The 18,232-nt window shown below is 62.0% G+C and carries 15 protein-coding genes; 5 read left to right on the top strand and 10 right to left on the bottom strand.

What is annotated here, in order from left to right; translation table 11 throughout:
• Positions 1 to 2: 2 nt before the first annotated feature.
• Genes garL through D781_RS03560 form a run of 4 tightly spaced genes read right to left on the bottom strand, consistent with a single transcriptional unit; the run spans position 3 to position 4,875 of the window.
• Positions 3 to 776 (bottom strand): 2-dehydro-3-deoxyglucarate aldolase, encoded by a 774-nt coding sequence (garL, locus tag D781_RS03575; protein WP_015670950.1) that lies wholly within the window; start codon positions 774 to 776, stop codon positions 3 to 5.
• 45 nt (positions 777 to 821) lie between these two features.
• Complete coding sequence (gene gudD / locus D781_RS03570; protein WP_015670949.1) at positions 822 to 2,162, bottom strand: glucarate dehydratase; 1,341 nt, start codon at positions 2,160 to 2,162, stop codon at positions 822 to 824.
• A 23-nt stretch (positions 2,163 to 2,185) separates the two neighbouring features.
• Positions 2,186 to 3,523, bottom strand: coding sequence for a glucarate dehydratase (locus D781_RS03565; protein ID WP_015670948.1), 1,338 nt, complete (start codon positions 3,521 to 3,523; stop codon positions 2,186 to 2,188).
• Entirely contained in the window at positions 3,523 to 4,875 is a 1,353-nt protein-coding gene (locus D781_RS03560; RefSeq protein WP_015670947.1) for an MFS transporter, read from the bottom strand. Before D781_RS03560 ends, D781_RS03565 begins: the two co-directional genes overlap by 1 nt.
• Positions 4,876 to 5,325: 450 nt before the next feature.
• On the opposite strand from D781_RS03560, the gene garD reads away from it, so the two are divergent.
• Entirely contained in the window at positions 5,326 to 6,891 is a 1,566-nt protein-coding gene (gene garD, locus D781_RS03555; protein WP_015670946.1) for a galactarate dehydratase, read from the top strand.
• A 1-nt stretch (position 6,892) separates the two neighbouring features.
• On the opposite strand, the gene D781_RS03550 is transcribed toward garD, so the two are convergent.
• The 3 genes from D781_RS03550 to dgt form a co-directional block, all read right to left on the bottom strand.
• A complete protein-coding gene (locus D781_RS03550; RefSeq protein ID WP_015670945.1) occupies positions 6,893 to 8,044 on the bottom strand; it encodes a CdaR family transcriptional regulator in 1,152 nt (383 codons plus the stop codon).
• Positions 8,045 to 8,223: 179 nt separating this feature from the next.
• Positions 8,224 to 9,651, bottom strand: coding sequence for a serine endoprotease DegP (degP, locus tag D781_RS03545; RefSeq protein ID WP_015670944.1), 1,428 nt, complete (start codon positions 9,649 to 9,651; stop codon positions 8,224 to 8,226).
• A gap of 222 nt (positions 9,652 to 9,873) precedes the next feature.
• Positions 9,874 to 11,391: a dGTPase gene (gene dgt, locus D781_RS03540; protein ID WP_015670943.1), complete on the bottom strand. Its 1,518-nt coding sequence runs from the start codon at positions 11,389 to 11,391 to the stop codon at positions 9,874 to 9,876.
• 138 nt (positions 11,392 to 11,529) lie between these two features.
• Between dgt and mtnN the strand changes: the two genes are divergently transcribed.
• The 3 genes from mtnN to D781_RS03525 are packed head-to-tail and all read left to right on the top strand — an operon-like array spanning position 11,530 to position 13,653.
• The gene (gene mtnN, locus D781_RS03535; RefSeq protein ID WP_015670942.1) at positions 11,530 to 12,231 is read left to right on the top strand and encodes a 5'-methylthioadenosine/S-adenosylhomocysteine nucleosidase; all 702 of its coding nucleotides are present in this window, start codon (positions 11,530 to 11,532) and stop codon (positions 12,229 to 12,231) included.
• 1 nt (position 12,232) lies between these two features.
• Positions 12,233 to 13,039 (top strand): vitamin B12 ABC transporter substrate-binding protein BtuF, encoded by an 807-nt coding sequence (gene btuF / locus D781_RS03530; RefSeq protein WP_015670941.1) that lies wholly within the window; start codon positions 12,233 to 12,235, stop codon positions 13,037 to 13,039.
• Entirely contained in the window at positions 13,039 to 13,653 is a 615-nt protein-coding gene (locus tag D781_RS03525) for a TRIC cation channel family protein (RefSeq protein WP_015670940.1), read from the top strand. The genes btuF and D781_RS03525 overlap by 1 nt, the downstream gene beginning before the upstream one ends.
• 57 nt (positions 13,654 to 13,710) lie before the next feature.
• On the opposite strand, the gene erpA is transcribed toward D781_RS03525, so the two are convergent.
• A complete protein-coding gene (gene erpA, locus D781_RS03520) occupies positions 13,711 to 14,055 on the bottom strand; it encodes an iron-sulfur cluster insertion protein ErpA (protein ID WP_015670939.1) in 345 nt (114 codons plus the stop codon).
• A gap of 107 nt (positions 14,056 to 14,162) precedes the next feature.
• The gene (clcA, locus tag D781_RS03515) at positions 14,163 to 15,584 is read right to left on the bottom strand and encodes a H(+)/Cl(-) exchange transporter ClcA (RefSeq protein ID WP_015670938.1); all 1,422 of its coding nucleotides are present in this window, start codon (positions 15,582 to 15,584) and stop codon (positions 14,163 to 14,165) included.
• 335 nt (positions 15,585 to 15,919) lie between these two features.
• Between clcA and hemL the strand changes: the two genes are divergently transcribed.
• The gene (gene hemL / locus D781_RS03510; RefSeq protein WP_015670937.1) at positions 15,920 to 17,209 is read left to right on the top strand and encodes a glutamate-1-semialdehyde 2,1-aminomutase; all 1,290 of its coding nucleotides are present in this window, start codon (positions 15,920 to 15,922) and stop codon (positions 17,207 to 17,209) included.
• A 68-nt stretch (positions 17,210 to 17,277) separates the two neighbouring features.
• Here hemL and ampE read toward each other — a convergent pair whose 3' ends face one another.
• Positions 17,278 to 18,132: a beta-lactamase regulator AmpE gene (gene ampE, locus D781_RS03505; RefSeq protein ID WP_015670936.1), complete on the bottom strand. Its 855-nt coding sequence runs from the start codon at positions 18,130 to 18,132 to the stop codon at positions 17,278 to 17,280.
• Between the last annotated feature and the right edge of the window lie 100 nt (positions 18,133 to 18,232).

Below are 18,232 nucleotides of genomic sequence, written 5' to 3'. Positions count from 1 at the left end.
CCTTATTTCACACCAGGTTTAAAACGGTCGCACAGCGCCTGCGTCGCACCGCGCAGCACGCCCAGATCGCTGCCAACGGCGACAAATGTCGCGCCCCACTCCAGGTAACGGCGCGCATCGGCTTCGGCCGGCGCCAGAATGCCGCTCGGTTTGCCCGCCTCCGCCGCGCGCGCAAAGATATGCCGGATCGCCGCCTGCACCTCCGGATGATTCGGCTGGCCGAGATAGCCCAGCGCGGCGGACAGATCGCCCGGGCCGACGAAAATGCCGTCGACGCCGTCCACCGCCGCGATGGCGTCCAGATGGTCGATGCCCGCCTGCGATTCGATCTGCACCAGCACGCTGATATGGTCATTCACGGTGCTGAAGTAATCGCTGACCGTGCCGTAGCCGTTGCTGCGGTGGGAGACCGACACGCCGCGGATGCCAGCCGGCGGGTAGCGCGTCGACGCCACCGCCTGCAATGCCTGCTCTTCGCTCTCGACAAACGGGATCAGAAAGTTAAAAAAACCGATATCCAGCAGGCGCTTGATAATCACCGGTTCATTGCAGGGCGGCCGCACCACCGCCGCGCTGCTGCTGCCCTTCAGCGCCATCAGCTGCGGCACAAAGGTGGTGATATCATTCGGCGCATGCTCGCCGTCCAGCACCAGCCAGTCGAAACCGGCCAGCCCCAGCACTTCGGTCGAGATCGGATTGCCCAGCGCCGACCAACAGCCGATCAGGGTTTCCCCCTGCTGCAGAGACTGACGAAAGCGGTTGTGACAACGGTTCATGACGTATCCTTTACGTTAAGAGAGTGAAAAGACGGATAAAACGGTTTAGCGCACCAGGCACGGGCGTTTGTTATCGAAGGCCCAGCCCGGCACCAGATACTGCATGCCCATGGCGTCATCGCGCGCGCCGAGGCCGTGGGTTTTATACAGCTCATGCGCCTTCATCAGGCGATCGTGGTCCAGCTCAATGCCCAGCCCCGGCTTTTGCGGCACCGCCACGCGGCCGCCGGCAATGGTCAGCGGCTCGCGCGTCAGACGCTGGTTGCCCTCCTGCCAGATCCAGTGGGTATCGATGGCGGTGATGTCGCCCGGCGCGGCGGCGGCCACGTGGGTGAACATCGCCAGCGAGATGTCGAAGTGGTTGTTGGAGTGGGATCCCCAGGTCAGGCCGAACTCGTGACACAGCTGCGCCACCCGCACCGATCCCTGCATCGTCCAGAAGTGCGGATCCGCCAGCGGAATATCCACCGACTGCAGCTGCAGCGTATGGTGCATCTGGCGCCAGTCGGTGGCGATCATATTGGTGGCGGTCGGCAGGCCGGTGGCGCGGCGGAACTCCGCCATCACCTCACGGCCGGAGAAGCCCTGCTCCGCGCCGCACGGATCCTCGGCGTAGGCCAGCACGTGGCGCAGCCGCTTGCCCAGTCGGATCGCCTCTGCCAGCGACCAGGCGCCGTTCGGATCGAGCGTAATGCGCGCCTGCGGGAAGCGCTCCGCCAGCGCGGTGACCGCGTCGGCCTCTTCGTCGCCGGCCAGCACGCCGCCTTTCAGTTTGAAATCGTTAAAGCCGTATTTCTCGTAGGCGGCTTCCGCCAGGCGCACCACCGCCTGCGGCGTCAGCGCCTCTTCATGACGCAGCCGGTACCAGTCGCAGGCATCATCCGGCTGGCTCTGATACGGCAGCGGGGTTTTCCGGCGGTCGCCGATGTAGAACAGATAGCCGAGCATCTCCACCGACTCGCGCTGCTGTCCGTCCCCCAGCAGCGCCGCCACCGGCACCTCCAGGAACTGCCCCAGCAGATCGAGCATCGCCGCTTCGATGCCGGTCACCACGTGGATGGTGGTGCGCAGGTCAAACGTCTGCTGGCCGCGGCCCGCCGCATCGCGATCGGCGAAGCGCTGACGCACCGCCGTCATCACATTTTTATATTCGCCGAGCGTTTTCCCCACCACCAGCGGCTGCGCGTCCTCCAGCGTCTGGCGAATCTTTTCGCCGCCCGGTACTTCGCCGACGCCGGTATGGCCGGCGTTATCCCGCAAAATGACGATATTACGGGTGAAAAACGGCGCGTGGGCGCCGCTCAGGTTCAGCAGCATGCTGTCATGGCCGGCGACCGGCACCACCTGCATGGCGATAATCTTTGGAGCACTGTGAAACGTGGTCATAAGTCTGTCCTTTCAGAGTGAAATCAACGGCCGAACGCCGGGCGCTGGCGGTCAAAGCGCCAGCCGGGCACCAAGTACTGCATCGCCAACGCATCGTTGCGCGCCCCGCTCGGCAGCGTCTGGTGCAGCCGGTGCGCCTGTTCCAGCGCCTGCCAGTCCAGCTCAATGCCGAGGCCCGGCGCGTCAGGCAGCGCAATGCTGCCGTCGACGATTTGTAATGGGTTTTTGGTCAGATGCTGGCCTTCCTGCCAGATCCAGTGGGTGTCGATAGCGGTCGGGTGGCCCGGCGCCGCCGCGCCGACGTGGGTAAACATCGCCAGCGAGATATCGAAGTGATTATTAGAGTGGCAGCCCCAGGTCAGCCCCCATTCATCGCACAGCTGCGCCACCCGCACCGCGCCGGACATCGTCCAGAAGTGCGGATCCGCCAACGGGATATCCACCGCCTGCAGCTGCGTGGCGTGACGCATCTCTCGCCAGTTGGTGGCGATCATATTGGTCGCCACCGGCAGCCCGGTCGCCCGACGAAACTCCGCCATCACTTCGCGGCCGGAAAAGCCCTGCTCCGCGCCGCACGGATCTTCCGCATAGCTCAGGATGCCGTTCATGCCCCGGCACAGCGCGATGGCCTCATCCAGCCGCCAGGCGCCGTTGGGATCGACGGTGATGCGCGCCTGCGGGAAGCGCTGCGCCAGCGCGCGCACCGCCTCGATCTCCTGCTCGCCCGGCAGTACGCCACCCTTGAGTTTGAAATCCTTAAAGCCGTAGCGATCCTGCGCCGCCGCCGCCAGCTCGACGATCGCCGCCGCGTCCATCGCCGCCTGATGGCGCAGGTGGTACCACGGGTGGCCGCCCTGCTCGCCGGCCTGATACGGCAAATCGGTGCGCCGGCGGTCGCCGATATAGAACAGATAGCCCAATACCGTCACCGCATCGCGCTGTTTGCCGGGGCCGAGCAGCTCCGCCACCGGTACGCCGAGACACTGCCCCAGCAGATCGAGCAGCGCGGCCTCCAGCGCCGCCACCGCATTGACCCGCAGCTCAAACGTCCAGGCGCCGCTGCCGAAGGCGTCGAAATCCGCCGACTGGTTACCGCCGTGCAGCGCGTGCACCAGGCTGTTCATCCGCGCCACCTGCTGCCCCACCACCTGCGGCATCGCCGCCGTCAGGGTCTGGTAAATCACCTCGCCGCCCGGCGCTTCGCCTACGCCGGTGTGCCCGGCGCTGTCGGTCAGCACCACGATATTGCGGGTAAAATAGGCGCCGTGGGCGCCGCCGATATTCAGCAGCATGCTGTCATAGCCAGCGACCGGGATCACGCGCATGGCGGTGATGGTTGGCGTACTCTGCGTATCGCTCATCATGCCTCCCGCGTCATTGGTTGCAGTTCGATGCGTTTGATTTCACCGACGATAAACAGATAGCTGACCACCGCCAGCAGCGCATGGATACCAACGTACAACAGCGCGCCGTTGAATGAGCCGGTGGTGCCGATGATGTAGCCGATGGCGATCGGCGTGACGATGCCGGAAATATTGCCGAACATATTGAACAGCCCGCCGCTCAGGCCGCTGATCTCCTTCGGCGCGGTATCGGCCATCACCGCCCAGCCCAGCGCCCCCAGCCCCTTGCCGAAGAACGCCACCGCCATAATGCCGACCACCATCCATTCGGCACTCACGTAGTTACAGAAAATCATCGACATCGACAGCAGCATGCCGATCACGATCGGCGCCTTGCGCGAGAAGGTCAGCGAGTTGGTGCGGCGCATCAGATAGTCGGAGATCACCCCGCCCAGCACGCCGCCGGCAAAGCCGCAGATGGCCGGCACCGAGGCGACAAAGCCGGCTTTCAGGATCGACATGCCGCGCGCCTGCACCAGATAGACCGGGAACCAGGTGATAAAGAAGTAGGTCAGCGCGTTGATGCAGTACTGGCCGATATAGACGCCGACCATCATGCGCGAGCGCAGCAGCTGTTTGATCTGCTGCCATTTCTCACCTTTCACCGGCTGCACCTGCGGCTGTTGCTGATCCATATTGGTCAGCGCGCCGCCGGCCTCGATATAGTCCAGCTCAGCCTGATTGATGCGCGGATGATCCTTCGGGTTGTGCACCACCTTCAGCCAAACAAAGCTCAGTACGATCCCCAGCCCGCCCATAAAGAAGAACACGTGCGACCAGCCGACGGCGTGCGTCAGCCAGCCCATAATCGGCGCGAAGATCACCGTGGCGAAATACTGCGCCGAGTTGAAAATCGCCACCGCGGTGCCGCGCTCATGGGCGGGGAACCAGGCGGCGACGATGCGGCTGTTGCCCGGGAACGACGGCGCCTCCGCCAGCCCGACCAGAAAACGCAGGGCAAACAGCGCCACCACGATGCCGAAGCCGCTGAAGATATCGACAAAGCCCTGCAGCAGGGTGAACAGCGACCAGATAAAGATGCTCCAGAAATAGACGCGCTTTGAACCGAAGCGGTCAAGCAGCCAGCCGCCGGGGATCTGGCCGATAACATACGCCCAGGAAAAGGCGGAGAAGATATAGCCCATCCCGACCGGATCCAGCCCGATATCCTGAGCCATTGACGAGCCGGCGATCGACAGCGTGGCGCGGTCGCCGTAGTTGAATGACGTGACGATAAACAGCATCACCACAATCCAATAGCGCGTATTGGTTCTTTTTATTGCGCCGGTTGCGGAACTGATTGTTGACATGGTGTTCTCCTGAATCTAGCGGGTGCTATCTTCATCCTGAACTGCATGAATATCTCAGAACGAATATGGGTTGAATTAAATAAACCTCACCTGTGAGCAGTGCGATTAATTCCGTTGCGGTAATATCAAAGCCCAATAATTTTGCTCTGCGAAAAGTATATGCAGCTCATTTACGAAGCTCATCGGGCAATATTCCAAGGATCGGCACGATATGGCCGTTAGTTTGGGGCATCTGCCCAAGATAACGCCGGACGGCTCACGAAACCCCGCCGGGCCGTGATCGGCCTCACGCACCGTTGGCACAATGCCAAAGAATTGAGCGCCGTCGCCGCGTAATACCGGTCATTTGCATAATGTCGCCGTCTGATAGCTAAACCTATACTGATTAGGTGAGCACATCTGCCGATTAATCTCGTAGCAAAAATAATAATGAAGGCAAGTGAGGTTGGAATGTCTGAAATAAATACCCGTCACGACGCGCCGTTATATATAAAGGTTCACGCCAATGATAATGTCGCCATCGTGGTTAATCCGCAGGGATTAGCCAAAGGCACGCTATTTCCCTGCGGCTTACGGTTAATTGAACACGTGCCGCAGGGACACAAGACGGCATTAATTAATATCGCCGCCGGCGAGGCGATTATTCGCTACGGCGAGACGATCGGCTATGCGCAGCGCGATATCCCGCGCGGCGGCTGGATTGATGAATCGCTGGTCACGCTGCCGGCGGCGCCGGCGCTGGACAGCCTGCCGCTGGCTAACCGCGTGCCGCCGCCATTACCGCCGCTTGAGGGCTACACCTTCGACGGCTACCGCAACGCCGACGGCAGCGTCGGCACGAAAAACCTGCTGGGGATTACCACCAGCGTGCACTGCGTCGCCGGCGTGGTCGACTTCGTGGTGAAAATCATCGAACGCGACCTGCTGCCGCAATACCCCAACGTGGACGGCGTGGTGGCGCTGAATCACCTCTACGGCTGCGGCGTCGCCATTAACGCGCCCGCCGCGGTGGTGCCGATCCGCACCATCCATAATCTGGCGCTCAACCCCAATTTCGGCGGCGAAGTGATGGTGGTCGGCCTTGGCTGCGAAAAGCTGCAGCCGGAGCGGCTGCTACAGGGCACCCCGGATGTGCAGCCAATTTCGCTGGACGCCGGGCAGATCGTGCGCCTGCAGGATGAGAAGCACATCGGCTTTAAATCGATGGTGGACGATATTCTGGCGCTGGCGGAACGGCACCTGCGCAAGCTCAATCAGCGCCGACGCGAGCCTTGCCCGGCGTCAGAGCTGGTGGTCGGTATGCAGTGCGGCGGCAGCGACGCTTTCTCCGGCGTCACCGCCAACCCGGCGGTGGGCTTCGCCTCCGATCTGCTGGTGCGCTGCGGCGCGACGGTGATGTTCTCGGAAGTGACGGAGGTGCGTGACGCCATTCATCTGCTGACGCCGCGCGTCGCCGACCAGGAAGTGGGCCGGCGCCTGCTGGAGGAGATGCGCTGGTACGACGATTACCTCAGCCAGGGCCAGACCGACCGCAGCGCCAATCCGTCGCCCGGCAATAAAAAAGGCGGGCTGGCGAACGTGGTGGAAAAGGCGCTGGGGTCGATCGCCAAATCCGGCGCCAGCGCGATTGTCGAAGTGCTCTCCCCCGGCCAGCGCCCGAGCAGGCGCGGCCTGATCTTCGCCGCCACGCCCGCCAGCGACTTCGTCTGCGGCACCCAGCAGCTGGCCTCCGGCATCACCCTGCAGGTGTTCACCACCGGACGCGGCACGCCGTACGGCCTGACCGCCGTGCCGGTCATCAAAATGGCGACCCACAGCGCGCTGGCCGAACGCTGGCACGATCTGATGGATATCGACGCCGGCAGCATCGCCAAGGGCGAGGCCACCATCGAGCAGGTGGGCTGGCAGCTGTTTGAGCTGATATTGGCCATCGCCAGCGGGCGCAAGAAAACCTGGTCGGATCGATGGGGATTACATAATGCGCTGGCGGTGTTCAACCCGGCGCCGGTCACCTGAGCTATTCGTCCAACTGCAGGCCGATATACAGCAGTAAGCGGGCGTCAAAGCTCGACAGGTTGAGACCGGTCAGTTCGGAGATGCGGTTCAGGCGGTATTCCAGCGTGTTGCGGTGAATGTACAGCGCCTTGGCGGTGGCGCTCGGCTGCACGTTATTCAGAAACCAGGCGCTGAGGGTGCGCCGCAGCAGGCCGTTGCCGTCCATCGCCTTCAGGCGCGCCAGCGGCCTGACCAGCTCGTCCGCCTGCCAGCCGCCGCGCAGGCTGTCCAGCAACACCGGCAGCATCAAATCCTGGTAGTAGTAGGCGCGCTGCTCGAACATGCGCTGCTTACCCACCGCCATGGTGGTGCGCGCGGTGCGGTAGGAGCGGGCGATACTGCCCGGCCCGGTAAAATAATTGCCCAGCGCCACCCGCACCCGCAGGCGGCTGCTCTCTTTCATGCGCGACAGCAGGTTTTCCACCCGGCGGCGGTGGTCTTCGGCGTCCCAGCGGCCGTGGCCGTTAAGCGCCGGCTTCAGCACCACCATTTCGCTGAGCGAGACGATGGCGATCAGGTTGTCGCGCTCCGGCAGCGTCAGCAGCGCCTGCAGCTGCTGCAGCTCCGCCATCGCGCTGTCGACGCCCAGCTGTCCGCTATCCACCTCAACCACCGCCGCCACCCGCGGCTCCTCCGGGTCGATGCCCAGCCGCTGCGCCCACTCCATCAGCGCCGGCGACAGCGCCTCCGCGCGGATCAGGTTCAACACCAGCTCTTCGCGGAAGCGGCTGTCCTGCGCCAACAGGTGCATCAGCCGCGCCTGCTCCAGCATCATTTCGGCCGCCATGCACACCAGTTCGCCGTATTGGCGCAGCTGCGCCGGATTGCCGGTCAGGCCGATAACCCCGACGATGCTGCCGTCGATGCGCAGCGGCAGATTGATGCCCGGCCGCACGCCGTGCAGATGGCGGGCCACGGCCTCATCAATATCCACCACCCGGGCCTGCGACAGCACCAGCAGCGCCCCTTCGTGCAGCTCGCCGACCCGTTCACGGTCGCCGCTGCCGATGATTCTGCCGCGCGCGTCCATCACATTGACGTTGCCGTCAATGATTTGCATGGTGCGCGCCACGATGTCCTGCGCCAGCTTGCCGTCAAGATGGTATTCCGCCATTCAATTCGCCCCAACCCGATTTTAGATAATCGCCCAGCATACCGACGCGCCGAGAGCGGCACATTGTGCAGATGCCCAAAGCGTTTCGGCAGCGCCGGGAGTTGTGGCAGGCTTCACAATTTAGCAACACGAAAAAGGCACGCCGTAGCGTGCCTGTTTGAAAAAAAAACGGAGACGGATTACTGCATCAGCAGGTACAGCGTGCTGTCACCGCGCAGGATGTTCAGCGCCAGAACCGGCGGCTTGCTGTCGATGATTTTGCGCAGCTCGCCCAGGTTCTGCACCGGCTGCTGGTTGACCCCCAGGATCACATCGCCTTTCTTCAGGCCGATGCTGGCGGCGGCGCTGCCGGCCTTCACGCTGTCGACCCTGACCCCTTTATGGTTGCCGGCCTGCACGTTGCTCAGTTCGGCCCCTTCGATGCCGGCGTTGATATTGCCGGCGTCTACCTGCGTCTGTTTGCTCTGCTCCAGCGTCACATCCACGGTCACCGGCTTGCCGTCGCGGATAATCCCCAGCGACATTTTACTGCCGGCCGGCAGCGTACCAATCTGCGCACGGAACGAGGCGAAGCTGGAGATGGCTTTACCGTTCATGGTAACGATCACATCGCCCGCCTTGATGCCCGCCTTGGCGGCAGAGGACTTCGGCATCACCTGGCTGACAAAGGCGCCGCGCTGGGCGTCAACCTTCATCGCCTGCGCCAGCTCCGAGTTCAGCTCGGTGCCCATAATGCCCAGCTCGCCGCGTTTGACCTGGCCGTATTGCACCATCTGCGCCGCCAGGCTTTTCACCATATTGCTCGGAATGGCGAAGCCAATACCGATATTGCCGCCGTCCGGTGCCAGAATCGCGGTGTTGATGCCGATCAGCTCGCCGTTCAGGTTCACCAGCGCGCCGCCGGAGTTACCGCGGTTGATCGCCGCATCGGTCTGGATAAAGTTTTCGTAGTTTTCCAGGTTCAGGCCGCTGCGCCCCAGCGCCGAAACGATGCCGGAAGTGGCGGTTTCACCCAGACCATAAGGGTTGCCGATCGCCACCGTGTAGTCGCCGACCCGCAGCTGATCGGAATCCGCCATTTTGATCGCGGTGAGGTTCTTGAAATTCTTCAGCTGGATCAGCGCAATATCGGATCGCGGATCCTTGCCGATGATCTTGGCGTCAAAGCGACGGCCATCGCTCAGCTGCACCTGGATCTTGTTGGCGTTGTCCACCACGTGGTTGTTGGTCACCACGTAGCCCTTCGCCGCATCGATCACCACCCCGGCCCCCAGCGCCTTAAAGCTCTCTTTGGCGCTCTCGCCGCCCGCCCCGCCCTGACACATCGGCGAGCCCTGGAATGGCGACCCGTCCTGGCAGAACGGCGAATCCTCGCCAAAGAACTGTTGGAACTGCTGCGGCATACGCGGCGTATTAACGGCGGCGCTGCCTTCCACGTTGATGCTGACCACCGACGGCATCACCTTTTCCAGCATCGGCGCTAGGCTTGGCAGCTGCGCCGACGGCGTACTGGCGGAGGCCGTCTCTGCGGCGGAAGCGTTTGCCGGGCCAAGGGCCATGCCCATGCTGAAAGCCAGGGCGCTCAGAACTAATGCGGTTTTTTTCATCTGTGTGTCTCTATAAAGTCGGTCAATGCAGGGACATACCCCATTCAGCAGGCGCCGTAGGGTATCGCGCTTGTTGTACACAATGAGAACCTATTAATAACCTGAAGTTCAGCCGCGGAGTATTGAGAAGCGTAAAAAATTATTCCTCGCCTTTACACTTCTCTAAATAATAAACCGCGCCGGCAAGGACGCGGCCGGATAAGGCAGAGGGTTGCGCCGGCGTTATTCCGCCGCCATTAAACGGCGATATTCATCATAGGCATAAAGGTCGGTCATACCGCTGATATAATCCTGCAACAGCCGCGCGCGGAAATAATACTCGCGAATCTCCCGTTGCTCCGGGGATAAATACTGTATCCTCTCGACGGCTTCGATATAAGCCAGCCGATGCTTGGTGGAAAGTTTATGGAACAACCGCGTCTCCATTCGGAAATCACGGTGGCTGTCTTCCCGCACCAGCTGGCTGAAGTCTGCCTGCGACATCGCCAGCAGCGGGCTGTAGATATCCAGCAGGCCGCTGATAACGCGGTAGCCCTGCAGCTCCAGCTGCTCCACCTCCGGGTGGTTGAAGACGTATTTAAACGCCACCTTTTTAAATACTTTCAGCAATCGGTACGCCGGGCTGGAATCCTCCAGCAGCGCCTGATTAAAGTTGCCCTGATAAATGGCGTCCAGATTATCAATAAAACGCCCGGCGGCATGAGGCACCAGTTTAGCAACGGTAAATACCCGCAGGTACATAAAGAACTGATCTTCCGAACTGCGTCGCGCACCGCCCTGCGCTATTTTGCCAAACGCGCCGGCCACTGTTTTATCAAACAGATCGCCCGGTTCTATCGCCCCCCACTCCTGGCTCAAATAATGGTAAAGCTGCTCGACGGTGAAAATGTTTTTTTCCACCGCGTCTTCCAGATCGGCGATGCAATAAGAAATATCATCGGCGGCCTCCATGATATAGGTCAGCGGGAAGCGGTCGAACTCGCCCATCTGCAACTCACGCCGCAGGCGGTCGACAAACGCCTCCTCCGCCAGATAGAAACCCGGTTTTTTCATCAGGTAGCTGTGGCTGGCGGGGATAGCCTGCGCCCAATACGCCGGGCGGGTATATTTCAGGATGCAGCCCACCTGGGCATAAGTCAGGTTCAGTTTCAGCAGCGTATGCACCAACCGGATCGCCTGCGCGTTGCCTTCAAAATGGCTCAGATCGTGGCGGATGCGACTGCGCAGCCGGTTCAGATCGCCGTCCCCTTCACGCAGGCGCAGCACCTCAACCTGGCAGCCGTCCTGGCTGCTCGGCTCGCTGCCGCAGCTGTCCGGGTCGAGGCGCTGGCTGAACCAGTCGTTGATCGCCGACTCCCCGAAGTGGCCAAACGGCGGGTTGCCGATATCATGCATCAGGCAGGCCATTTCAACGATGCTTTCAAACGGATCCAGCAGGTTGGTCAGGCCGAGCGCATCAATACGCTGCTCTTGCTTAAAGCGGTTGAGGATCTCTTTGGCAATGTGCCGCCCCACCTGCTGCACTTCCATCGAGTGGGTTAACCGGCTGCGCACCGCTGCGTTGCGCTCCAGCGGGAAGACCTGAGTTTTCTGCTGCAGCCGGCGAATCGCCGCCGAGTTGACGATCCGCCCGCGATCGCTTTCGAACTGGCGGACAATATCGTACTCCTGCTCCGCCGAGATCGGATCGCCGAACCGGCGCTGAAAGCTGATTTTCTGTTTAAAGTCGATCCCGGACATCTGCGGCTCTCCTGTTTTGGCCCTGGCGCGTCTGCCTCCGTGATAGCAATTCCGCACGGCGGATGCAATGGATTATCTCTGTTTAACAGCCATGATAGACTATGCGGCACTTCTTCCCCCTACCAGCGAGTATTATTTATGAAAGTAGGCATCATTGGCGCCATGGAGCAGGAAGTTACCCTGCTGCGCGATCAAATCGAAAACCGTCAGACCATCCAGCGCGCGGGCTGTGAAATTTACACCGGCCAGATCAACGGGGTGGAGGTCGCGCTGCTGAAGTCCGGCATCGGTAAAGTCTCTGCGGCGATGGGCACCACCCTGCTGCTGGAGCATTGCCAACCGGATCTGGTGATCAACACCGGTTCCGCCGGCGGTCTGGCCGCCACGCTGAAAGTCGGCGATATCGTAGTGTCCGAAGAGGTCCGCTACCACGATGCCGACGTCACCGCGTTCGGTTATGAACCAGGCCAGATGGCGGGCTGCCCGGCGGCGTTCGTCGCCAACGATGCGCTGATCGCCCTGGCGGAACACTGCATCCGCCAGCTGGATCTTAATGCGGTGCGCGGCCTGATCTGCAGCGGCGACGCCTTTATCAACGGCGCCGAACCGCTGGCGCGCATTCGCGCCACCTTCCCGAGCGTGGCGGCGGTAGAAATGGAAGCGGCGGCGATCGCCCACGTCTGTCACCAGTTCGGCACGCCATTTGTGGTGGTGCGCGCCATCTCCGACGTGGCCGACAGCGAATCGCACATGAGCTTCGACGAGTTCCTGACCGTGGCCGCCAAACAGTCCTCGTTGATGGTCAACGCCATGCTGCAGATGCTGGCCAAGCGCGACTAAGGTGAAACGACGTTTTTGCTGCCTGCCGTGGCTGCTGGCGCTGGCGCTTTCCCTGCCCGCCGCGGCCGCGCAGCGGGTGATCAGCCTGGCGCCCAATACCACGGAGCTGGCGTACGCCGCCGGCATGGGGGATACCCTGCTGGCGGTCAGCGCCTTTTCCGATTATCCGCCGCAGGCCAAACGGCTTGAGCAGGTGGCATCGTGGCAAGGGGTCAACCTGGAGCGGATCCTGGCGCTCAAGCCGGATCTGATCCTGGCCTGGCGCGGCGGCAACCCGCAGCGGGTGCTGGATCAGATCGCCGCGTTCGGCATTCCGATCTTTTACGCCGACGCCAAAACGCCGGAGGAGATCGCCGGCCTGCTGGACGATCTGGCCGCCTACAGCCCGCACCCGGCGCAGGCGCATCAGGCGGCCGCGCAGGTGCGCCAACAGCTCGCCCGGCTGAAGAGCCGCTATGCCGATAACCCGCCGCGCCGCGTGCTGCTGCAGTTCGGCACCCAGCCGCTGTTCACCAGCTCCGCCGCAACGCTGCAAAGCCGGCTGCTGAGCCTGTGCGGCGGCGAGAACATTTTTGCAGACAGCCGCGTGCCCTGGCCGCAAATCGGCCGCGAGCAGGTGCTGGCGCGTCGGCCGCAGGCGATCGTCATCAGCGGCGGCGCCGAACAGATCGCCAGCGTCAAGGCGTTCTGGGCGCCGCAGCTGCAGGTGCCGGTCATTGCGCTGAATGAAGACTGGTTCAACCGCGCGGGGCCGCGCATTATGCTGGCGGCGCAGCAGCTGTGCAGCCAGCTGGCGGAGATCCGCTGATGCTGGTGTTCTGGCTGGATATTCTCGGCACCGCGGTGTTTGCCATCTCCGGCGTGTTGCTGGCCGGCAAGCTGCGGATGGACCCTTTCGGCGTGCTGGTGCTCGGGGTGGTGACCGCCGTCGGCGGCGGCACCATCCGCGATATGGCGCTGGCTAACGGCCCGGTGTTCTGGGTGCAGGACCCCACCGATTTGGTGGTGGCGATGATCACCTGCGTGATGACGCTGATGCTGGTGCGCCAGCCGCGCCGCCTGCCGAAGTGGGTGCTGCCGGTGCTGGACGCGGTCGGGCTGGCAGTGTTCGTCGGCATCGGCGTCGACAAGGCCTTTGCCGCCGGCAGCGGCGCGCTGGTGGCGGTGTGCATGGGCGTGATTACCGGCGTCGGCGGCGGCATTATCCGCGACGTGCTGGCGCGCGAAATCCCGATGATCCTGCGGACGGAAATTTACGCCACCGCCTGCATTGTCGGCGGCATCGTGCATGCTACCGCGTTCTCCACCTTCGGCATGCCGCTGCAGCAGGCGATGATGCTGGGCATGACCATTACGCTGCTGATCCGGCTGGCGGCCATACGCTGGCACCTGAAGCTGCCGGCGTTTATTCTCGAACAATAGATTTAACCAATAAAAAACCCGCCGTTTGGCGGGTTCTTCTTAAGGTCAGACGGCCGATCAGATGCTGAACGACGAGCCGCAACCGCAGGTGGTCTTGGCGTTCGGGTTGGTCACCACAAAGCGTGACCCTTCCAGACCTTCGGTATAATCCACCGAGCCGCCAACCAGATATTGCAGGCTCATCGGATCGACCACCAGAGCCACGCCCTGTTTTTCGATGGTCATATCGCCTTCGTTGACCTTATCGTCAAAAGTGAAGCCGTATTGGAATCCGCTGCAGCCGCCACCGGTGATGTAAACCCGCAACTTCAGGTTCGGATTTTCTTCATCAGCAATCAGGAATTTCACCTTGTTTGCTGCTGCCTCGGTAAATTGCAGGGGCAGTGCTGTCTCTTCACTCATACTCTTAACTCCCAACATGATTCAGCATCAGGCTCCCTGGTATGACTTCGGGTGGGTGCCGGCAACCTGATTAATACTCGTGATTATCCAATACCTGAGTGTTGCGTTCAAGTATTCACCGCATTTGTTGTATTTTCTTTGCCTGTTTTCTCCGCTGCACGCTGCTTTTCCAACGTGCGCGCCAGCAGCGACGAATACAGCGGCTGACCGCCGAGGAACTGCGCCACCAGCGTCGCGCCCAGGCAGGTAATGATCATCGGCAAAATCAGCTGATAGTTGTCCGTCATTTCCAGCACCAGCACGATGCCGGTCAGCGGCGCACGCACCGTCGCGGCGAACAGCGCCCCCATGCCGGCGATGGCGAACGTCCCCGGCTCGATGCCGTACTGCGGGAAAAGATGGCTGCTCGCCAGGCCAAAGGCGGTGCCAAACAGCGTGCCCAGCGCCAGCATCGGCGCAAAAATCCCGCCCGGCGCGCCGGAGCCGAAGCACAGCAGCGTGGTGACGATCCGGGCGATAAAGATAAACATCAGCATGCCGACGGTATAGTTGCCCGCCGCCGCAATCGGAATCAGGCCGAAACCGCCGCCGGCGGCCTCCGGCTGAATCAGCGCCAGAACGCCGCACAGGCCGCCCAGCCCGCCGCCCATCAGCACAATTTTACGCAGTTCGCCGCCGTGCAGGCGGGCAAACATGTCCTGCGTCCGGAAGATCAGCCGGTTAAACATCACGCCGACGCCGCCGAACACCGCTCCCAACACCAGATACAGCCACAGAGTGTTGGTGGGCGCCGCAGAAAGCTTGCCCACCTCAATCACCGCATGCTGGCCATTGCACAGCTGGTAGACCACGGTCGACATAATCACGCCGATAAATACCGCTTTAATCGAGATCAGGTTATAGCGGAACTGCGGGCGCATCTCTTCGATGATAAACAGGATCCCTGCCAGCGGCGCGTTAAACGCGGCGGACAACCCGGCCGCCGCCCCGGTCGCCAGCAGCGAGTGGCGCGCCTCAGCGCCGCGGATACGGAAGATATCCAGCACCATGCGCCCGACGTTGCCGCCCATCTGCACCGTCGGCCCTTCCCGTCCCAGTACCATGCCGGCGCCCAGCGTGCCCATGCCGCCGACAAATTTTACCGGCAGCACCCGCCACCAGCGTACCGGCCGCAGCTCTTCCAACGCGCCCTCGATCTCCGGAATTCCCGACCCGCCGGCCTCCGGCGCAAAGCGTCGCACCAGATAATAGCCCAACATCGCCAACGCGGCGGACAGCAGAAACGCCAGCGGCCACACCAGATACCAGGCATCGGCGACGTACGACAGCGCAGAAAAACGCTGCTGCTGCACCCAGTCCACCGACTTTTCAAACGCCACGCCCAGCAGCCCGGCCAGCGCGCCCACCAGGGCCGCCATCAGCAGGATCGCCACCGGCGTTTTATCGCGACGAATAAATTGACGAACGCTGTCAACGCGCCTCACGCGCGGAGTAAGTACTAACGGGGGTTGTGATTGATGCTCGCTCATAAGGGGTTGATTACCACCGGCAAGAATAAGTCATAAATAGCCGTCATACTTCAAGCTGCAGGTTTGTTGGCTGCGCTCAGCCACCCGAATCACTTAGCCAAGTAAGCTCATCGGAATGCCCTCCCTTGCCGCTTTCCTGCAACTCGAATTATTTAGGGTATAAATCTCAGAACTTTCCATTCTATACCCAAAAAAGCGAGCAGAGCATCTTTCTGAGTAAACGGCGAAACGCGGCATCCGCCCGTATTGCACAGCGGCGATCGTTTCATAACGGCGCGCACTCCACTAGAATAGCCCGGTAAAATACATTCAATATTCATTCCTGGAGCCGATTTATGAGCTTACACAGCAAGTCCGAAAGTCTGTACGCCGAAGCGCAACAGCTGATCCCCGGCGGGGTTAACTCCCCGGTGCGGGCGTTTACCGGCGTCGGCGGGGTGCCGCTGTTTATCGAACGTGCCGACGGTGCCTACCTCTTTGACGCCGACGGCAAAGCCTATATCGATTACGTCGGCTCCTGGGGCCCGATGGTGCTGGGCCATAACCATCCTGCCATTCGCAACGCCGTGATTGCCGCCGCCGAACGCGGCCTGAGCTTTGGCGCGCCAACTGAAATGGAAGTGAAAATGGCCGCGCTGGTGACCGAACTGGTGCCGACGATGGATATGGTACGCATGGTGAATTCCGGCACCGAAGCCACCATGAGCGCCATCCGCCTGGCGCGCGGCTTCACCCAGCGCGATAAAATTATCAAGTTTGAAGGCTGCTACCACGGCCACGCCGACTGCCTGCTGGTCAAAGCCGGCTCCGGCGCACTGACCCTCGGCCAGCCGAACTCGCCGGGCGTGCCGGCGGACTTCGCCAAACACACCCTGACCTGCACCTATAACGATCTGGATTCGGTGCGCAGCGCCTTTGAGCAATATCCGTCAGAGATCGCCTGTATCATCGTCGAGCCGGTGGCAGGCAATATGAACTGCGTACCGCCGCAGCCGGACTTCCTGCCGGGGCTGCGCGCCCTGTGCGACCAGTACGGCGCGCTGCTGATTATCGATGAGGTGATGACCGGTTTCCGCGTGGCGCTGGCCGGCGCGCAGGCTTACTACGGCGTAGAACCTGACCTGACCTGCCTGGGTAAAATCATCGGCGGCGGTATGCCGGTGGGCGCCTTCGGCGGCCGTCGCGACGTGATGGAAGCGCTGGCGCCGACCGGCCCGGTTTACCAGGCCGGGACGCTGTCCGGCAACCCGATCGCCATGGCGGCGGGCTTCGCCTGCCTGAGTGAAGTGGCGCAGCCGGGCGTCCATCAAACGCTGGGCGAGCTGACCGAAATGCTGGCGGACGGCCTGCGCCACGCCGCGCAGGCGGAGAACATCCCGCTGGTGGTGAACAACGTCGGCGGCATGTTCGGCCTGTTCTTCACCGACGGCGAGACGGTCACCTGCTATCAGGACGTGATGAAGTGCGATGCCGAACGCTTTAAGCGCTTCTTCCACCTGATGCTGGATGAAGGCGTGTATCTGGCGCCGTCGGCCTTCGAAGCGGGCTTTATGTCCGTCGCCCACAGCAAAGAAGATATTCAGCGCACCATCGACGCCGCGCGTCGCTGCTTCGCCAAGCTGTAACCGCGAACGCTGCGCATACAACAAGGGCTGAACCTGGGTTCAGCCCTTTTTTACTGCGCGATAGCGGATTACAGCAGGGTGCCGTAAATGGTCAGCACCGCCACCACCACCACAATAATCATCGTCACCTTACGTGCCAGCACCACCGCGGCGCGCGGCGTCTGTACCGGATCGTCATGCGGTTCGCGCGCCAGCGCAAACTGCGCCAGACGCGTCAGCACCTGATACTGTGAAGTACGGCGGTCGCCCAACGAGGCAAACCAGGCCGGCAGCGCCCTTTCTCCGTGGCCGATCAGCGCATAGGCCACGCCCGCCAGCCGCACCGGGATCCAGTCCAGCCAGTGCAGCAGCGCATCAATCCCCGACTGCGAACGCTCCAGCGGCGTATTGTGCCGCGCCAGCCAGGTTTGGTAAGCGCGCAGGAACGCATAGCCGGCCAGCGCGATCGGCCCGTAGGGACCACAGGCCACAAACCAGAACAGCGGCGCCAGATAGTAACGGTAGTTAATCCACAGCAGCGCATTTTGCAGTTCACGCAGACGCTCTTGCGCGCTGCAATCCACCGGCAGGCCGTGGATCAGCGCCAGCTCTTCCGCCATAGCGTCCACCGCATGGCTGTCGCCCTGACGCGCCGCCTTCAGATAGGCGCGGTAATGCTTGCGCTTAATGCCCGCCCCGACGCACAGCAGCGCCACGGCAATCCACAGCAGCAGCGTCAGCAGGCCGAAAAACAGCCCGTGCGCCAGCCATAAAACTCCCCAGACCACCACCATCCAGCCGCAGGCCAGCGCCAGCGTCTGCAGCAGCGAAAAGCGGTGCAGACGGCGGAAAACCACTTCCAGCCGGTGATCCAACTGCCAATGTTCGCCCAGCTTGAATAAACGTTCCCACGCCAGAACCAGTAACAGCGAAAACAGCGTCATTTGTTATGCCTCTCCCTTGTCATTGCGCCCGAGCGCTCGCCGGGGCAAACCACGTTGTTCCACAGATGCCAGATAATGCTCGCCACCGGTATCGGATAAT

It is taken from the genome of Serratia sp. FGI94 (assembly GCF_000330865.1).
Classification (GTDB): Bacteria; Pseudomonadota; Gammaproteobacteria; order Enterobacterales; family Enterobacteriaceae; genus Serratia_B; species Serratia_B rubidaea.
This window is presented reverse-complemented; position numbering and strand designations above follow the sequence as displayed.

Excerpts from the sequence above, each read along its gene's own strand:
- garL (WP_015670950.1), bottom strand. The coding sequence starts at position 776 with ATGAACCGTTGTCACAACCGCTTTCGTCAGTCTCTGCAGCAGGGGGAA.
- gudD (WP_015670949.1), bottom strand. The coding sequence starts at position 2,162 with ATGACCACGTTTCACAGTGCTCCAAAGATTATCGCCATGCAGGTGGTG.
- D781_RS03565 (WP_015670948.1), bottom strand. The coding sequence starts at position 3,523 with ATGAGCGATACGCAGAGTACGCCAACCATCACCGCCATGCGCGTGATC.
- D781_RS03560 (WP_015670947.1), bottom strand. The coding sequence starts at position 4,875 with ATGTCAACAATCAGTTCCGCAACCGGCGCAATAAAAAGAACCAATACG.
- garD (WP_015670946.1), top strand. The coding sequence starts at position 5,326 with ATGTCTGAAATAAATACCCGTCACGACGCGCCGTTATATATAAAGGTT.
- D781_RS03550 (WP_015670945.1), bottom strand. The coding sequence starts at position 8,044 with ATGGCGGAATACCATCTTGACGGCAAGCTGGCGCAGGACATCGTGGCG.
- degP (WP_015670944.1), bottom strand. The coding sequence starts at position 9,651 with ATGAAAAAAACCGCATTAGTTCTGAGCGCCCTGGCTTTCAGCATGGGC.
- dgt (WP_015670943.1), bottom strand. The coding sequence starts at position 11,391 with ATGTCCGGGATCGACTTTAAACAGAAAATCAGCTTTCAGCGCCGGTTC.
- mtnN (WP_015670942.1), top strand. The coding sequence starts at position 11,530 with ATGAAAGTAGGCATCATTGGCGCCATGGAGCAGGAAGTTACCCTGCTG.
- D781_RS03525 (WP_015670940.1), top strand. The coding sequence starts at position 13,039 with ATGCTGGTGTTCTGGCTGGATATTCTCGGCACCGCGGTGTTTGCCATC.
- erpA (WP_015670939.1), bottom strand. The coding sequence starts at position 14,055 with ATGAGTGAAGAGACAGCACTGCCCCTGCAATTTACCGAGGCAGCAGCA.
- clcA (WP_015670938.1), bottom strand. The coding sequence starts at position 15,584 with ATGAGCGAGCATCAATCACAACCCCCGTTAGTACTTACTCCGCGCGTG.
- hemL (WP_015670937.1), top strand. The coding sequence starts at position 15,920 with ATGAGCTTACACAGCAAGTCCGAAAGTCTGTACGCCGAAGCGCAACAG.
- ampE (WP_015670936.1), bottom strand. The coding sequence starts at position 18,132 with ATGACGCTGTTTTCGCTGTTACTGGTTCTGGCGTGGGAACGTTTATTC.